19 protein-coding genes are annotated in these 14,308 nt (G+C 64.8%); 6 read left to right on the top strand and 13 right to left on the bottom strand.

The annotated features are described in order from the left end of the window. Nucleotides 1-62: 62 nt before the first annotated feature. The 3 genes from GRZ55_RS12885 to GRZ55_RS12875 all read right to left on the bottom strand — a co-directional run bounded on the left by GRZ55_RS12885 (nt 63) and on the right by GRZ55_RS12875 (nt 1,541). Nucleotides 63-326 (bottom strand): DUF2312 domain-containing protein, encoded by a 264-nt coding sequence (locus GRZ55_RS12885; RefSeq protein WP_169287348.1) that lies wholly within the window; start codon nt 324-326, stop codon nt 63-65. Between the two features lie 93 nt (nt 327-419). Further along, complete coding sequence (locus tag GRZ55_RS12880; RefSeq protein ID WP_169287347.1) at nt 420-728, bottom strand: DUF1244 domain-containing protein; 309 nt, start codon at nt 726-728, stop codon at nt 420-422. A gap of 12 nt (nt 729-740) precedes the next feature. Beyond that, entirely contained in the window at nt 741-1,541 is an 801-nt protein-coding gene (locus GRZ55_RS12875; RefSeq protein ID WP_169287346.1) for an N-formylglutamate amidohydrolase, read from the bottom strand. A gap of 217 nt (nt 1,542-1,758) precedes the next feature. On the opposite strand from GRZ55_RS12875, the gene GRZ55_RS12870 reads away from it, so the two are divergent. Together GRZ55_RS12870 and pyk are read left to right on the top strand one after the other, a co-directional pair. Continuing rightward, a complete protein-coding gene (locus tag GRZ55_RS12870) occupies nt 1,759-2,238 on the top strand; it encodes a DUF1036 domain-containing protein (protein ID WP_169287345.1) in 480 nt (159 codons plus the stop codon). Next, on the top strand, nt 2,235-3,671 hold the full coding sequence (pyk, locus tag GRZ55_RS12865; protein WP_169287344.1) for a pyruvate kinase: 1,437 nt from the start codon (nt 2,235-2,237) through the stop codon (nt 3,669-3,671). Before GRZ55_RS12870 ends, pyk begins: the two co-directional genes overlap by 4 nt. Nucleotides 3,672-3,710: 39 nt before the next feature. Here pyk and GRZ55_RS12860 read toward each other — a convergent pair whose 3' ends face one another. The 6 genes from GRZ55_RS12860 to GRZ55_RS12835 all read right to left on the bottom strand — a co-directional run bounded on the left by GRZ55_RS12860 (nt 3,711) and on the right by GRZ55_RS12835 (nt 7,638). Then, on the bottom strand, nt 3,711-4,775 hold the full coding sequence (locus GRZ55_RS12860; RefSeq protein ID WP_169287343.1) for an alpha/beta fold hydrolase: 1,065 nt from the start codon (nt 4,773-4,775) through the stop codon (nt 3,711-3,713). Nucleotides 4,776-4,835: 60 nt separating this feature from the next. After that, entirely contained in the window at nt 4,836-5,429 is a 594-nt protein-coding gene (locus GRZ55_RS12855) for a tetratricopeptide repeat protein (RefSeq protein ID WP_169287342.1), read from the bottom strand. A gap of 65 nt (nt 5,430-5,494) precedes the next feature. Continuing rightward, complete coding sequence (gene ykgO / locus GRZ55_RS12850) at nt 5,495-5,620, bottom strand: type B 50S ribosomal protein L36 (RefSeq protein WP_169287341.1); 126 nt, start codon at nt 5,618-5,620, stop codon at nt 5,495-5,497. 166 nt (nt 5,621-5,786) lie between these two features. Beyond that, complete coding sequence (locus tag GRZ55_RS12845; RefSeq protein WP_169287340.1) at nt 5,787-6,863, bottom strand: 5-(carboxyamino)imidazole ribonucleotide synthase; 1,077 nt, start codon at nt 6,861-6,863, stop codon at nt 5,787-5,789. Continuing rightward, a complete protein-coding gene (gene purE, locus GRZ55_RS12840) occupies nt 6,860-7,357 on the bottom strand; it encodes a 5-(carboxyamino)imidazole ribonucleotide mutase (protein ID WP_169287339.1) in 498 nt (165 codons plus the stop codon). Before purE ends, GRZ55_RS12845 begins: the two co-directional genes overlap by 4 nt. A 77-nt stretch (nt 7,358-7,434) precedes the next feature. Next, the gene (locus GRZ55_RS12835; protein WP_169287338.1) at nt 7,435-7,638 is read right to left on the bottom strand and encodes a YdcH family protein; all 204 of its coding nucleotides are present in this window, start codon (nt 7,636-7,638) and stop codon (nt 7,435-7,437) included. A gap of 233 nt (nt 7,639-7,871) precedes the next feature. On the opposite strand from GRZ55_RS12835, the gene GRZ55_RS12830 reads away from it, so the two are divergent. Beyond that, nucleotides 7,872-8,051, top strand: a complete 180-nt coding sequence (locus GRZ55_RS12830; protein ID WP_169287337.1) for a YdcH family protein — start codon at nt 7,872-7,874, stop codon at nt 8,049-8,051. A 152-nt stretch (nt 8,052-8,203) separates the two neighbouring features. Here GRZ55_RS12830 and GRZ55_RS12825 read toward each other — a convergent pair whose 3' ends face one another. The 3 genes from GRZ55_RS12825 to GRZ55_RS12815 all read right to left on the bottom strand — a co-directional run bounded on the left by GRZ55_RS12825 (nt 8,204) and on the right by GRZ55_RS12815 (nt 10,041). Further along, on the bottom strand, nt 8,204-8,467 hold the full coding sequence (locus GRZ55_RS12825) for a metalloregulator ArsR/SmtB family transcription factor (RefSeq protein WP_169287336.1): 264 nt from the start codon (nt 8,465-8,467) through the stop codon (nt 8,204-8,206). Nucleotides 8,468-8,499: 32 nt separating this feature from the next. Next, the gene (locus GRZ55_RS12820; protein ID WP_169287335.1) at nt 8,500-9,747 is read right to left on the bottom strand and encodes an MFS transporter; all 1,248 of its coding nucleotides are present in this window, start codon (nt 9,745-9,747) and stop codon (nt 8,500-8,502) included. Nucleotides 9,748-9,846: 99 nt separating this feature from the next. Beyond that, nucleotides 9,847-10,041 carry a DUF1192 domain-containing protein gene (locus GRZ55_RS12815; protein ID WP_169287334.1) on the bottom strand — a complete coding sequence of 65 codons (195 nt, stop codon included), beginning with the start codon at nt 10,039-10,041 and terminating at the stop codon, nt 9,847-9,849. A gap of 107 nt (nt 10,042-10,148) precedes the next feature. On the opposite strand from GRZ55_RS12815, the gene GRZ55_RS12810 reads away from it, so the two are divergent. From GRZ55_RS12810 to GRZ55_RS12800, 3 genes are all read left to right on the top strand, one after another. Then, a complete protein-coding gene (locus GRZ55_RS12810; protein WP_169287333.1) occupies nt 10,149-11,159 on the top strand; it encodes an NAD(P)H-quinone oxidoreductase in 1,011 nt (336 codons plus the stop codon). A gap of 123 nt (nt 11,160-11,282) precedes the next feature. Beyond that, nucleotides 11,283-12,029, top strand: coding sequence for a sulfite exporter TauE/SafE family protein (locus GRZ55_RS12805; RefSeq protein WP_169287332.1), 747 nt, complete (start codon nt 11,283-11,285; stop codon nt 12,027-12,029). Nucleotides 12,030-12,172: 143 nt separating this feature from the next. Continuing rightward, a complete protein-coding gene (locus GRZ55_RS12800) occupies nt 12,173-12,874 on the top strand; it encodes a DUF1013 domain-containing protein (protein WP_169287331.1) in 702 nt (233 codons plus the stop codon). A 111-nt stretch (nt 12,875-12,985) separates the two neighbouring features. Here GRZ55_RS12800 and GRZ55_RS12795 read toward each other — a convergent pair whose 3' ends face one another. Then, nucleotides 12,986-13,852, bottom strand: a complete 867-nt coding sequence (locus GRZ55_RS12795; RefSeq protein ID WP_169287330.1) for a hypothetical protein — start codon at nt 13,850-13,852, stop codon at nt 12,986-12,988. Between the last annotated feature and the right edge of the window lie 456 nt (nt 13,853-14,308).

Genomic DNA, 14,308 nt, shown 5'->3' with positions numbered 1-14,308 from the left:
ATCGGCGGAAAATGCAGCGGGGACAAACGGCTTATGCCGCCTGTTCCCATCCGTTGCGACGCTCAGACCATGCCGAGAGCGGCCATATAGAGGTCGAGCATTGCTTCTTCTTCTTCGCGCTCGGCCTGTTCCTTCTTGCGCAGACGGATGATCGTGCGCATCGCCTTCACGTCAAAGCCGTTGCCCTTTGCCTCGGCAAAGACCTCCTTGATGTCATCGGAGATGGTCTTCTTCTCTTCCTCGAGACGCTCGATTCGCTCGATGAAGGCGCGAAGCTGGCCGGCGGCCACGGTCTGTGAGGATTCCTGGGTGATATCGTCGGCCATCTGGGCACTCCGGAAACGATTATTATTAGGAAAGGGCGGGCCGGCGCGGACGCGGCCGCTGGCCCGCTTCGTTGCCCCAGCCGGCTCTCTCGGTCAATGGTCCTTCGGACGGTTTTCCTCAAATGCCTTGAGTTGATCGGAACTGGCTTCCCGCTGGTTCTGCGCGCGCCACTCCTCGTACGGCATGCCGTAGACGATCTCGCGCGATTCGTCCTTGGACAGCGCCAGCCCCTTTTCCTCGGCCGCTTCGCGGTACCAGTTCGACAGGCAGTTGCGGCAGAAACCAGCGAGATTCATCATGTCGATGTTCTGCACGTCGCCCCGTTCTCGCAGATGCGCCACGAGCCGACGAAAGGCTGCGGCTTCCAGGTCTCGCTGCTGGTCGGGCGAAAGATCGGTCATGTCATCCTCCAGTCAATCCAATGAGCCCGTTCGCGAACCGAACCGGCGAACCTCATGTATCTCGGGCATGGCATCGATCTCTTCAAGGATCGGACCCAGCCGCTCGACCCATTCGGCAACGCCCCTCTCCTCGGCAATGAGATCCTGACGGATCTCGATCAAGGCATGAGCGTAGCCATTGGCAATGGCATGACGGAACATCGTATCCCCGCGCAGGGCACCGTCATAGGGTTCGTTGTCACCAACCACGAGCCCAACTTCGGCGGACAGTCTCTCGATCAGCAAGTGCGCGGCACGGGCGTCGCTGTCCCAGAGGATCCCTGCGTGCCATGGGCGCGCGATGCCCTGCATCGAGGGCGTGAAGGAATGAACGGATACGATGAAGGGCGACTTTCCGCTGGCCGTCGCCACAGACTTCACCAGCGAGGAAACCGCGTCGTGATAGGGCCTATGAAAGGCTGCGAGCCGCTTCTCGCGCTCGGCCGGCGGCATGGGGTAATTGCCCGGCACGATCGTGCCGTCATAGAGCTGGCGAATGAGTGTGGGATCGTCCTCACCCCTGTTGGGATCGATCAGGAGGCGCGAATAGGTTGCCATAATGGCCGGCACGCCGAGCATCTGGGCAAGCCCGGTCGTGACCGGCTCCACACCGATGTCGTAGGCGATGTGCCGATCGAATTCGGCGGCCGGAAGGCCCAGCGAAGCGTATTCGTCCGGCAGGTCGCGTCGCGCATGGTCGGCAATGAGAATCATTCCGCGCGTCCTGTCCCCGTCGATCATATGGAACGGTGAAAACAGCGCCGTACGGGTCATTCCGGAAAGCTCTCGATTTGTATTGCAGGGCGGAGATTCCTGTCTTCCACGAAGCGATAGCCAGCGCAATGCCGCCATTTGGTCAATCTTTGCGTCAATCGAACCGACCGGTCGGACAGCCGCTTTATCCGGCTGCTGCTCGCGTTGACATGCGTGCGCGCTTCTTTGAAAAGGGGGGAAGAGAATGCTGATTTGTCTTCAGGCGAAAGGCCCCGCCATGTCATCCTTGGCGCCGCGTACGCGCATTGCGTCACTACTGGGAGCGCTCGGGATCGCCACCGTCGCTTCGTTCGCGGCAACCGGCATTGTCCATGCCGATTTTCGCGTCTGCAACGCGACGCAGTCGCTTGTCGGCGTCGCGATCGGCTATCGGGCACAGGCGGGCTGGCTGAGCGAAGGCTGGTGGCACGTAGAGGCATCTTCCTGCAAGACGCTCATCGAAGGGCCGCTGTCATCAAGATATTACTATCTCTATGCAGAAGACGCGGAACGGGGCGGCCGCTGGGAAGGCCCGGTGTCGATGTGCGTGTCCGACCGGGAGTTCAAGATCGCCGGGACGAGCGATTGCTTCGCGCGCGGCTTCCAGCGCGCGGGCTTCCAGGAATACGACACCGGCGACCAATCCAGCTGGATGGTGCAATTGACCGATGAGGGGCCCCCACCCGGCGCCTCCATCACGGGAACGGGGACTCGATGAGACGTAGCCGCAAGGTAAAAATCCTGGCCACGCTGGGGCCTGCATCATCAGATGAAGCAGTGATCAGGCGCCTGTTCGAAGCGGGCGCAGATGTTTTTCGCATCAATATGAGTCACACCAACCATGACTTGATGCGCACGCTGATCGAACGCATCCGAACGGTCGAGAAGGATCTGGGGCGAGCCATCGGTATCCTGGCCGATCTGCAAGGGCCCAAGCTGCGTGTCGGCGCATTTGCCGACGGTGCGCAGGAGATGGTGGCCGGCCAGGAATTCACTTTCGACAGCAACCCGGCGCCGGGCGACTCGACCCGCGTGCAGCTGCCGCATCCAGAGATCCTCAAATCGGTGGAGCCCGGTCACCGGTTGCTGATCGATGACGGACGCCTGCAAATGGAGGCGATCGCCTGCGACGGCAAATCGATCCGCGCGAAGGTCATCTCCGGAACGAAGATCTCGGATCGCAAGGGCATCAGCCTTCCAGACACCGATTTGCCCGTCGGCGCACTTACCGACAAGGATCGCAAGGATCTCGACGCTGCCCTTGCCGCCGATGTCGACTGGATCGCACTGTCCTTCGTTCAGCGGCCGGACGATCTGGCCGAAGTACGCAAGATCGCCCGCGGGCGCGCGGGCATCATGTCCAAGATCGAAAAGCCCCAGGCTGTCCACCGCCTCGATGAGATCATCGAACTCTCCGACGCGCTGATGGTCGCCAGAGGCGACCTGGGCGTGGAGATGCCGCTGGAAGCCGTACCCGGTATCCAGAAGCAGATCACGCGCGCCGCCCGCAAGGCCGGCAAGCCCGTCGTCATCGCCACGCAGATGCTGGAATCCATGATCAGCGCGCCAGTGCCGACGCGCGCCGAGGTATCCGACGTCTCGATCGCCGTCTTCGAAGGCGCGGACGCCGTCATGCTGTCGGCGGAATCGGCAGCCGGCAGCTATCCCGTGGAGGCGGTCGCGATGATGGATCGCATCGCCCGTCAGGTCGAGCGCGATCCGAATTATCCCTCGATCATCAACGCCCAGCGTTCCGAGCCCGAGCCGACCGGTGCCGACGCGATTTCGCTGGCCGCGCGCCAGATCGCCGAGACGCTCAAGCTGGCCGCCATCATTTGCTACACCGGTTCCGGCACGACCGGCATACGCGCCGCCCGCGAACGGCCGCAAGTTCCCATCATTGCGCTGTCTCCCGTCGTCGCGACGGCCCGGCGGCTGTCGCTGCTTTGGGGAACGCATTGCGTGGTGACGGATGACGCGACGGACCTCGACGACGTCGTCAATCGCGCCTGCCGCATCGCCGTCGAAGAAGGCTTCGCGCAGGATGGAGAACGGGTCATCGTGACGGCGGGCGTCCCTTTGCGCACGCCGGGGGCGACCAACATGCTGCGCATCGCCTATGTCGATACGAAGGGCCAGGGCGGCATCTGAGCGGTCTGGAATTCAGCTGGATGCCCGCCGGCCGCGGCTTCAGGAGCTAACCCCTTCCGTCGGGCGTTCAACGGGGCAGGCATCCAGGGGCCCATGCGCATCGGTGGAAACCCGTGCCTCGATCTGGGCGGCTACAGCCTGGAGATCCCTGTCGCGGCCTGCGACTTTCTCGATCGCGGCCAGCACGAGGTCGGGCGCGGTCCAGTCCGGCTTGTGTCCCATATTCTCGATCCAGACCAACTCGGCACCCGGGATGTCGCGGGCCAGCCCCCTTGAGTGGATTTCTTCAAAGACGACCGTATCGTGATCGCCGGTGATCACCACGGTGGGCGCGGCGATCTCGCCGTAGCGCGGGGCCATCTCCACGACATGGTCATAGAGGCCCGCAACGTCGATGGCATTGGCGCGGAAGCTGCGCGGGCGCAGCACCAGTTCGATCGCGGCATCCTTGAGATAGCCTTCGGAAAGCGGGTTGGGCGAGAACACGCAGGCCGAGGCCTGGCGCATGCGCAACGCGCCCCCGGGCCAGGCCAGGGTCTCGGCAAACAGATGACCGAGGATCGGCGTGGCCGCGACCTCATAGTACCAGGACGTGCCTGCGCCCGGCCATGGATGCGTCGCGGCGGAAAGGAACACGAGCCCGCGCGTCTTCTCGGGATGATCGAGGGCGAAGGCAGCCGCGATGGCTCCGCCGAACGAGTGGCCCACCACGATCGCGTCCTCCATGCCATACGCCTCCATGAGCGCGGCAATGGCCGCGGCCTGGCCGGACGGCGTGGCATTCGCCGGTCCTCCGCGGTCCGACCATCCGTGACCGGGGCGGTCGACAAAAAGCATCTCGGACCTTCCTTCGAGAAGCGGACGGATGGGCACCATCTGGTCGAGCAGATTTCCGCTGGCGCCGTGAATGAAGACGACGGGCGGCAGGTCGGCCTCTCCGCTGGCGGGTACATGAACATGGTGAAGCCGGGTGTCGGCGACCGTTGCGAACTGTCCGACAGGCGGGTTGCGGGCTTCGATCAGATGGGCGCCGACCCGGCTCACGCCGAAGAGGGCGGCCGCAAGGGCAACGATGAATCCGATAGCGGCAAGTAGCAGATGCATGGGGGTTCGGAGTGCTGGAGTGTGGAGGCGCGATCAGGATATTACGCGTCTCGACGGCAGTTAGATGCCCTGCCCCGCAAGTTCCTCCGATAACTCCCCTACCTCGGACTGCGCGCTGCGCAGCATCGGGTAGACGTCGAGCACGCGCATATAGGCTTCAAGCGCGAGCTCCTTGCGGCCGCTCTGCTTCAGGATGCGAGCCATTCCGCCAAGCGCACCGAAATGCCGGGGCTCAAGGCGCAAGGTCCTCTCGATGTCCGACATCGACTTCGCATAGTCCTCCATCATGAAGTGGACCGTCGCCCGACGATTCCAGCCCTCGGCATATTCGGGCGCCAGCGTCACGACCTGGTCGAGGAGATCCAGGGCTGCATCGTGGTTGCGCGCCTTCATCGCGGCATCCGCCCGCTGCATCAGGAAGTCGATCGAGGCGCTGCCGGAGCGAAACCACTCACGCCAGATGCGGTTGGCTATCCGCTGCGCCGAAGCTTCGTTGCGGGCGCGCCTGAGTTCGGAGAAAAGTTCCTCGACCCGTTCAGCGCGGTCTGTGGGAATGGCGACCGGCGTCGAGTGCCTCTGCTGCGCATGGGCAGCCGGAACCGCGGCGGAGATGCCGATCAGGAATGACAGCCAGAGAATCGACAAAAAGCGCATGGGCGGGAGATTAGTCCCGCCCATGCCGTACTGGAAGTGAAATAGACGTGAAGGCGAAGTGCGCTTCAGCCCTGACGGGCCTTATAGCGCGGATCAGCCTTGTTGATGATGTAGACGCGGCCCTTGCGACGCACCATGCGGCATTCGCGGTGACGGGCCTTCAGCGCCTTGAGCGAGTTCTTGATCTTCATTGGTCCTGCCCGAATGTTCCTGTCGCCCTACCCGGGCCAAACACAATGACACGCCATCAAGCGCGCCGGTTGCGGGGGAGATAGTCGAAGGGGCCCATGCTGTCAACCGCCAAGCAGGCGCTGGCAGCGTTTCCACAGGCCCGGCGAGCCAGGCCGGTGGCTGGTCTCAGCGCACAGCGAGCCGCGTGAAATGGCCCATCTTGCGGCCCGGGCGCGCCTCAGCCTTGCCGTACAGATGCAGCACGACACCCGGCTCGCCGAGAAGTTCGGCGCAGCGGGCGACGTCGTCGCCGATCAGGTTCTCCATCACGCAGTCGGAATGGCGCGCCGTCGAGCCGAGCGGCAGGCCACAGATTGCCCGCACATGCTGCTCGAACTGGTTCACAGCACAGGCCGCCTCCGTCCAGTGACCGGAATTATGCACGCGCGGTGCGATCTCGTTCACCAGCACTGCGCCATCGCGCATGACGAAGAATTCCACGCCCATCACCCCGACATAGTCGAGCGCTTCCAGAATGCGGAAGGCGGCGGCACGCGCCATGTCCTCGGTGGCGAGCGCGACGCCGGAAGGCAGGCTGGACACGCGAAGGATTCCATCGCGATGGACGTTTCGAGCGGGCTCGAAGGCCGCGAGATTTCCCTTCCCGTCGCGCGCGGCGACAACCGATATCTCGCAATGGAAATCGACCAGCGCTTCCAGGATCGCCGGGACACCGCCAAGCTGTCTGAAGGCCACGGCGGCATCCTCGTCCGGTGAAAGACGCGCCTGGCCCTTGCCGTCATAGCCCAGGCGCCGCGTCTTCAGAATGCCCGCGCCACCAAGGGCCTGGAGCGCCGCGCGCGCCTCCGCTTCGCCATCGACCGGTCGAAACCCCGCGGTTGCGATGCCGATGCCATTAAGAAAGGTCTTTTCCGTGAGTCTGTCCTGAGAGACCTCGAGCGCGCGCGCTGGCGGGTGGAGCGGAACAGGCCCGTTGGCCAAGCTCGCGGCTGCATCGATCGGCACGTTCTCGAACTCATAGGTCACGACATCGCAGCGCCGGGCGAGTTCGGCCAGCGCATCGACATCGTCATAGGCAGCGGCGATGTGGGCATTGGCGACCTGGGCAGCAGGGCAGTCGGCTTGCGGCTCGAGCACGATCGTCCGGAAACCCAGCCGCGCCGCAGCCATGGCCAGCATCCGGCCGAGCTGGCCGCCACCCACGATGCCGATGGTCGCGCCAGACGCGAGAGGCGAGTTCATGGCTGGTCCACGGGGCGTTCGGCGACGCTGGCCGTCTGCCTGGCGCGCCAGTCCTTCAAGCGGTCTGCGAGCCCGGCATCCCCGAGTGCCAGCACCTGTGCGGCCAGAAGCGCGGCGTTGATGGCGCCGGCCTTGCCGATCGCGAGTGTCCCGACCGGCACGCCACCCGGCATCTGCACGATCGACAGCAGAGAATCCTGGCCCGAAAGAGCCTTGGATTCCACGGGAACGCCGAAGACGGGCAATATCGTCATGGAAGCGGCCATGCCCGGCAGATGTGCCGCGCCCCCTGCCCCGGCGATGATGATTTTGAAGCCCGCAGCCTCGGCACCCTTGGCGAATTCGAACAGCCTGTCGGGCGTGCGGTGGGCCGACACGATACGCGCGTCATAACTTATCGCCAGTGCGTCGAGCGTTTCGGCGGCATGGCGCATGGTCGGCCAGTCGGACTGACTGCCCATGATGATGGCGACGGGGGGATGCGACGCGGTCATGGATCGGCCTTCGGTTGAGGTGCCCGGCGATTAAGGCAAATGGCGCCTGACGGCAAGACCGGCGGCGCGCGCACGGCTCAGGCGATGATGTCGGGGATCATGCTGTCTTCGATCTGGCGGAGCTTGTCCTTGAGAACCAGCTTCTTCTTCTTCATCCGCTGGATCTGCAGGGTATCGCAGCCCACGGCCTTCATCGCCTCGATGGCGGCATCGTAATCCGCATGTTCCTGCTTTATGCGCGCATAGGCGAGCCGGACTTCGGCCTGTTCCTGATCAGACATGCTCACCATCTGCTGAAGGCATTCGACGCGCCGAAACCCGCCTGCCGCATGGCTCGGGAGTCCCGGCAATTATGCGTCCTTCGTACCACATTTCACCTTGTCAGGAAATGCTACCACTCGTTGTTCGACACGATGCCATCAGGATGGCACACTGTCATTCTACCGTCACACTGCGACGGCGAATCGGCCGTGGCGGAAACGGTATTTACGAGGCAAGAAGGGAGAGCCCGACGATGTCAATTGCATCCCACCTTGAGGAATTGCAGCGCAAGCACGGCGATCTTGAACGGGAGATCAACGAGGCGTTGAACCATCCATCGACCGACGATCTCGAACTGGTCCGGCTCAAGCGGCGCAAGCTGGCGATCAAGGATGAGATATCGCGATTGCAGGCGAGCCCCACGCGCCACTGACAGATCACTTCAGCCCATGGCCGGGCCTGACGGCCCGGCTGTCCGGCAGGGCTCGCGTTCCAGGACGTGAGCCTGCCGAGGCTTTCTCACTGGCCCTCCCCCTGAACGGTTGGAATCGTATCCTCCGCGAACGCCGCCGAGGACCCGCAGGGTCAGTCCGACCAGAACTGATCAACCCAGAGATTGAGCTTCAGGAATCCCGCGTTCGAGATCGCGTAGATCCGCCTCGTCCCTTTCGATTCCACGCTGACAAGACCGCAATCCAGCAACACCTTGAGATGCTGCGAGACGGCCGGCCGCGACACCGGAAGTCCTCTAGCCAGTTCGCCCACGGTGCGCGGCTCCCGGCGAAGCTCTTCGAGGAGGTAGCGCCGGTGCGGATCAGAGATCGCGGCGAAGGCGTCGAGCTGGCTCATGACGCCATTATTCGCGCAATGCGCACCGAATCTCAACTCTCCTGTTCGGCCTCCGCGCGCGGATCGAGAAGGCTGCCCTGCGGCGTCAGCGCGCGCTCGGCGGGAATGGTCTTGAAATCCTCGCGCTCGTCGATGGGAACGGGGGCGCGACGCTGCATACGCCAGGCGGCGTAGGCACAAAGCGCGACATGCGGCAGCGCGGTGGCCAGGAAGATGCTCTCCGGCCGCAGCCGGTCCATGAGAAAGGCACCCACGACCGGGCCGACCATCGTGCCGAAGCCATATAGAACAAGCAGGCCGCCCGAGACCTTCACGAATTCGGTCGGATCGGCATGGTCGTTGGCGTGCGCCACCGCGATCGAATAGAGCGTGTAGGCAAGAGCGCCGTACATGCCCGTCAGGACGATGATGGTCGTGCCGTCGCGCGGCGCGGCAGCGAAGATGATGAGGGCGAAAAACGCCGAGCCGAGCGCGGCGGCCGCAAGCACGATGCGCCGATCCATGCGGTCGGAGAAACGGCCGACGGGAAGCTGTGCCGCCGCGCCCGCCAGCACGACCACGCTCATCATCAGCGCGATCTCGAAATTGGAGATGCCGATACGCGAGCCATAAACCGGGCCGAGCGTTCCCCAGGCGCCGTTTGCGGCACCCACGAGAAAGCACCCCAGGAAGGCGACCGGCGAATTGGCGAAGAGCTTCTTCAGATCCAGCGACACATCGGCCAGCGGCTGGGGCGAGATCGCCGAAGACACCGCGGTTGGAATGAGCGAGGCGCAGAACAGTATGCCCGCGAGCAGGAACAGCGTCCCGGTGGTGACATCGGCGAAGGCCACCGACATCTGCCCGGCCATGATCGCGGCGTAGGTGACCATCATGTAGAGGCCGAAGACCGTGCCGCGATTCTCGTTGGTCGCGCGCTCGTTCAGCCAGCTCTCGATGATCATGAAGGCGCCGGCCATGGCAAAGCCCGTGAAGGCGCGCAGGATGATCCAGCCAATTTCGCCGATCCACAGCCCGCTCGCCAGCGCGACGATGGCCGCCGTGGCGGCCAGCGCCGCAAACGAACGGATGTGCCCGGCCCGGCGCACCAGACGCGGACACAGGAAGCAGCCGACCACGAATCCCATCGCCCACGCCGTGCCCAGGAGGCCGAGCGAGGTGGTCGAAAATTCCTCCGCCTGACCGCGCAACGGCAGGAGCAAGCCATGCAGGCCGGAAGCCGCAAGCAGGAAGGCGGTTCCGCACAGGAGCGCGAAGATCGGACGGAGGGAGGACAGCATGAAATGGCTCTTTAGAATCGGGTTCGTAAAGGCGCCGGACAATAGCCCGATTCAGGCAAATCGGAGGCGCCCGAGCGACATTCGCGCATTCATTTGCGCTCACATGCGACGAAAGAAGGCCTCCGCGGCGTCCTTCGTCGCCCCTTTGGCGGTGAGTTCGGCCTCCAAACGACCGATTTCGGACCTCAACAGCTCGATACGGTGCCGAATCTCGTCGACCGAAAGAAGCGAAATGTCCTGCCCGACCGTGTGAACATTCGAAGGCTTGACGGGTTCATCGTCGAAAATGCCCATGATTGCGTCCCTCGCTTTGTCAGATCGTCGCCCGACGTTACATAGAATGGGGCACGGGTGGCAAACCGCCCAGACTTTCCGATCGAGAACTCCAGGAGCTTTAGCGCATGAGCGATTCGCCCCCCCTTCCCGACAAGATGACGGTGATAGCCATCACGGAGCCGGGCGGGCCCCTCGTCCTCAAGCCGGAACGGCGTCCGCTCCCCGCCCCCGGCCCTGGCGAGATCCTGATCCGCGTGCGCGCCGCGGGGGTGAACCGGCCCGACGTGGCCCAGCGCAAGGGCAGCTACCCGCCGCCGCCCGGCGCCTCTGATCTTCCGGGCCTGGAAGCCGCGGGCGAAGTCGCTGCGCTGGGCGCGGGCGTCAGGCGCTGGCGCGTCGGCGATCGCGTGACGGCGCTCACACCCGGCGGCGGCTACGCGGAGTTCTGCCTCGTTCACGAAACCAACGTGCTGCCGTTGCCGCATGGCTTCACCTTCACCGAAGCCGCGGCGATCCCCGAGACCTTCTTCACCGTGTGGCACAATGTCTTCCAGCGCGGCGGCCTGCAGGAAGGCGAGACGCTGCTGGTTCATGGCGGCTCGTCTGGCATCGGCACGGCGGCCATCCAGCTGGCCAGCCAGTTCGGCGCCACGGTCCTGACCACGGCCGGATCGGCCGAGAAGTGCGAGCGCTGCGTCGAGCTCGGCGCCCACCGCGCGATCAATTATCGCGAGGAGGATTTCGTGGCGGCCGTGAAGTCGGCCACCGACGGCAAGGGCGCCGACGTGATTCTCGACATGGTCGGCGGGGACTACGTTGCCCGCAACTACGACGCCGCAGCCGTGGACGGACGCATCGTCCAGATCGCGACGCTGGGCGGGGCGACCGCCGAGGCCAATTGCGCCAAGCTCATGGTCAAGCGGCTGACCCATACCGGATCCACCCTGCGGCCGCGATCGGTCGAGTTCAAGGCCGCGCTCGCCGCCGAGCTGGAAGCCAAGGTCTGGCCTCTCCTGACCGAGCGCAAGGTCGCGCCCGTCATGGACATGATCTTTCCGCTCAAGGAAGCCTGGCGTGCCCATGAGCGGATGGAGGAAGGCGAGCATATCGGCAAGATCGTGCTCGACGTGGGATGATGCCTGCGGTGTGGAACGACAAAAATCGCGGCTTGGCACTGGCCGGCAGAATAGTTCATATGTGAAGGGAATAGGGTGCGATCCGCGTATCGCCCCTTCCCGATCACAGGAATACCGCTCTTCATGGAATTCTGGCAGCTTGCAATCATCGTCGCCTGCCTGGCAGGCGGCGGCATATTGAAGGGCGCGACCGGGGCCGGCGCGCCGATCCTGGCCGTCCCCGCCATGGCCATGATCTTCGACGTGCGGCTGGCAGTCGTCGTGATGATGATGCCGAACCTTTTGACCAATCTCTGGCAGGCCTGGCAGTTTCGCGGTGCCCGGCTGCCCACCGAATTCCTCGTCCGGTTCGCGCTCGCAGCCGCGATCGGAACCTCGGTCGGCACCTTCGTCCTGTGGGCGCTGCCGACGCATCTTCTGGGCCTGATCGTCGCGGCTGCGGTGTTCGGCTATGTCGGCACCCGTCTGCTCAACCCGAACTGGATCCTGTCCTACGTGAAGGGTCTCAAGCTGAGCATCCCGATCGGTTTTTCGGCCGGCATGCTGCAGGGTGCCTCGGGCGTCTCGGCACCGATCTCGCTCTCCTACCTGAACGCCATGCGGCTGGAGCGCGCCACCTTCATCTCGACGGTCTCGACCCTGTTCGCCGCCATGACCGTGCTGCAGATCCCGACGCTGGCTTTCCTGGGGATCGCCTCCTGGTTCGAGATGGCGCTGAGCGTGGCCGCTCTTGTGCCGCTGATTGCGGCAATGCCGGTCGGCAACATGCTGGCCAAGCGCTTTTCCAAGGACGCCTTCGACAGGGCGATCCTCATCTTCCTGTCCCTTCTGGCCCTGAAACTGATCTACGATTTCGTCGCCGCACTTTGATGCGCTCGTCAAGCAGAGCGTCGCTGTCTTTGCGTTGCGAAGCCGCGCGAATGACGGTATAGAGGCCACGAATTCCCAAAAATCCGGTGGCCCTGCCCACCGCCTGCGCCAGGGACGCGGGCGAGCAAGAGGATATGCTTGAAATGTCGAAAACGCTTCTGATGCCGAAGGCGACCGCCGTCTGGCTCGTCGACAACACCGCCCTGACCTTCGACCAGATCGCGGAGTTCTGCAAGCTGCACCCGCTCGAGGTCAGCGCCATCGCCGACGGCGAATCGGCCCAGGGCATCAAGGGCATGGACCCGATCATGACCGGCCAGCTCTCCCGGGACGAGATCGCGCGCGCCGAGGCCAACCCCAACCACAAGCTGAAGCTCTCCGAGCCGAAGGTCCGCGTTCCCGAGACCAAGCGCAAGGGTCCCCGCTACACGCCGCTTTCCAAGCGCCAGGAGCGCCCCAACGCAATCCTGTGGCTGGTGCGCCATCACCCGGAACTCAAGGACGCGCAGATCTCGCGCCTGGTGGGCACCACCAAGTCGACCATCGACCAGATCCGCAACCGCACCCACTGGAACATGTCGGCCCTGCTGCCCCAGGACCCGGTGACGCTCGGCCTGTGCTCGCAGATCGACCTCGACATGGAAGTCCAGAAGGCCGATCGCGGGCTGCCGGCGCAGCCCACCGGCGACACGCTTCTTCCCGCGTCCCAGACCGAGGGCCTTCAGGTCGAGTCGCCGTCTTCGGCCGGCGAGGAAGCCGAGCTCGACGCGGATGCCGTCTTCGCGAAACTGTCCTCGTTGAAGTCGAGCACGCCCGACGCGGACGAAGACGACGATCTGAGGTAGGTTTTTTCCTCGAAGCCATCGACATGAACAAGGGTCGTGCGGGCGCGGAGCCAGCACGGCCCTTTTTTCGTCCGGCTGGTTTGCGCGCGAGATGAATGACGCTGCGATGCCTCACGACGTGTCGGGGGTCTCCAGCGCGTGGAGCGCCAGCGAATGGGCATGCGCCAGGATCTCGTCGATCTCGCGGATGTTGGGGGGATGGGTGATCGAAGGATCGTAGCGGTAAAGCCTGCCGCCGGGTGGCACGCGGCGGATGGGCGAGAGGCGGCGGGCGTCGCGGCGCGCTTGCCAGCGGGCGAAGCGCCTGGCCTGGCCGGGGAGATCGTCAAGCGCCGCGGCAAGGGCTGCGAGGCGCTGGGTCAAGCGCGTGGCGCTGATGAGGTCGTCGGAGGAAGGTGGCGGCGGAAGCGGTGCGGGTTCGGTCACGCCGGGCACGACAATGCGCGGGGCGGCGTGCGGGGGCACGGTGCGGCGACGCTCGCCGTAAAGGGCGAGCCGGCGCGGAGGATCGAAGAGGGGGAAGGCGGGGATTCGCTTTGCAGGGGAGGATATGCCGTCGCGGGTGGCATTGGCTGGCGCCATCATCACGGCGATGCCGAGGCGGCGAAGGAGCGGTTCGATCGGCTTCGCCCGGGGTTTGGGCTGGCGCGGGCGTGGCGGGGGCACGGTCAGGCCCTTTGCGGCGGCGATGATGAGGCGGCGGGCGGCCGATTCGGCCGGGCGCAGCAGGGCCAGGATCGCGCGCCAGAGCACGCGGGGGAGGGTCGCACTGAGCTCTACCTCCCCCTTGTGGGGAGGTCGACGCGAAGCGTCGGGTGGGGGTTGCGACCTCAAGGTCACCCCCTCCCGCGACTGCGTCGCGACCTCCCCCATCAAGGGGGAGGTGGAGGGTGCGGCCAGCCCGGCCATCTCGACCAGCATGGCGACAATGCGGATGAGTGCCGCCCGGTTCGCCTCGATTGCCGCAGTTCCGTCCATCGCCGCCTCCGTTGGTTGGGCGCCGGGAGTATGGGGGCGGTGGTTGGGGGTGTGGATAGATTGGTGGAGAAAATTGTGGGGCGAATGGGGCTTGCCCTCGTCCTTCGAGGCTCCGCTGCGCTCTGCACCTCAGGATGAGGGCTGAGAGGTTGCGCACCTCAGGATGAGGGCGGAGACGTGGGCGCCGGGCTTTGGGCTCGCTCAGACGCCAGCTCGGGGAGCTACAGCCGAAGCGGGCCGCACCCGTAGCCCTCATGGTGAGGTGCGAAGCCGCAGCGAAGCGGAGGCGCAGCCTCGAACCACGAGGGCGGTTTTGGGTGGCGCAGACCCCTCATCCGACCTCCTGCCTCGCCGTTCGCCATGCTCACGGCTCGTTGTCGGCCACCGTTCGTCGCTTTGATCGACAAATCGTTGCCGATCAATCGGCCTGCGGCCGACCGCTCCTCACCCCACAAG

The organism is Chelativorans sp. ZYF759 (genome assembly GCF_012911015.1).
In the GTDB taxonomy this organism is placed as follows: Bacteria; Pseudomonadota; Alphaproteobacteria; order Rhizobiales; family Rhizobiaceae; genus ZYF759.
Note: the sequence above shows the minus strand (reverse complement) of the source record. Positions and strands in the feature narration are given on the sequence as shown.

Bases quoted from the DNA above. Each gene is read 5' to 3' on its own strand.
- GRZ55_RS12810 (WP_169287333.1), top strand. From the start codon at position 10,149: ATGAGCGATTCGCCCCCCCTTCCCGACAAGATGACGGTGATAGCCATC.
- GRZ55_RS12875 (WP_169287346.1), bottom strand. From the start codon at position 1,541: ATGACCCGTACGGCGCTGTTTTCACCGTTCCATATGATCGACGGGGAC.
- GRZ55_RS12815 (WP_169287334.1), bottom strand. From the start codon at position 10,041: ATGGGCATTTTCGACGATGAACCCGTCAAGCCTTCGAATGTTCACACG.
- GRZ55_RS12860 (WP_169287343.1), bottom strand. From the start codon at position 4,775: ATGCATCTGCTACTTGCCGCTATCGGATTCATCGTTGCCCTTGCGGCC.
- GRZ55_RS12885 (WP_169287348.1), bottom strand. From the start codon at position 326: ATGGCCGACGATATCACCCAGGAATCCTCACAGACCGTGGCCGCCGGC.
- GRZ55_RS12880 (WP_169287347.1), bottom strand. From the start codon at position 728: ATGACCGATCTTTCGCCCGACCAGCAGCGAGACCTGGAAGCCGCAGCC.
- GRZ55_RS12845 (WP_169287340.1), bottom strand. From the start codon at position 6,863: ATGAACTCGCCTCTCGCGTCTGGCGCGACCATCGGCATCGTGGGTGGC.
- GRZ55_RS12835 (WP_169287338.1), bottom strand. From the start codon at position 7,638: ATGTCTGATCAGGAACAGGCCGAAGTCCGGCTCGCCTATGCGCGCATA.
- purE (WP_169287339.1), bottom strand. From the start codon at position 7,357: ATGACCGCGTCGCATCCCCCCGTCGCCATCATCATGGGCAGTCAGTCC.
- pyk (WP_169287344.1), top strand. From the start codon at position 2,235: ATGAGACGTAGCCGCAAGGTAAAAATCCTGGCCACGCTGGGGCCTGCA.
- GRZ55_RS12855 (WP_169287342.1), bottom strand. From the start codon at position 5,429: ATGCGCTTTTTGTCGATTCTCTGGCTGTCATTCCTGATCGGCATCTCC.
- ykgO (WP_169287341.1), bottom strand. From the start codon at position 5,620: ATGAAGATCAAGAACTCGCTCAAGGCGCTGAAGGCCCGTCACCGCGAA.
- GRZ55_RS12830 (WP_169287337.1), top strand. From the start codon at position 7,872: ATGTCAATTGCATCCCACCTTGAGGAATTGCAGCGCAAGCACGGCGAT.
- GRZ55_RS12805 (WP_169287332.1), top strand. From the start codon at position 11,283: ATGGAATTCTGGCAGCTTGCAATCATCGTCGCCTGCCTGGCAGGCGGC.
- GRZ55_RS12800 (WP_169287331.1), top strand. From the start codon at position 12,173: ATGTCGAAAACGCTTCTGATGCCGAAGGCGACCGCCGTCTGGCTCGTC.
- GRZ55_RS12825 (WP_169287336.1), bottom strand. From the start codon at position 8,467: ATGAGCCAGCTCGACGCCTTCGCCGCGATCTCTGATCCGCACCGGCGC.
- GRZ55_RS12820 (WP_169287335.1), bottom strand. From the start codon at position 9,747: ATGCTGTCCTCCCTCCGTCCGATCTTCGCGCTCCTGTGCGGAACCGCC.
- GRZ55_RS12870 (WP_169287345.1), top strand. From the start codon at position 1,759: ATGTCATCCTTGGCGCCGCGTACGCGCATTGCGTCACTACTGGGAGCG.
- GRZ55_RS12795 (WP_169287330.1), bottom strand. From the start codon at position 13,852: ATGGACGGAACTGCGGCAATCGAGGCGAACCGGGCGGCACTCATCCGC.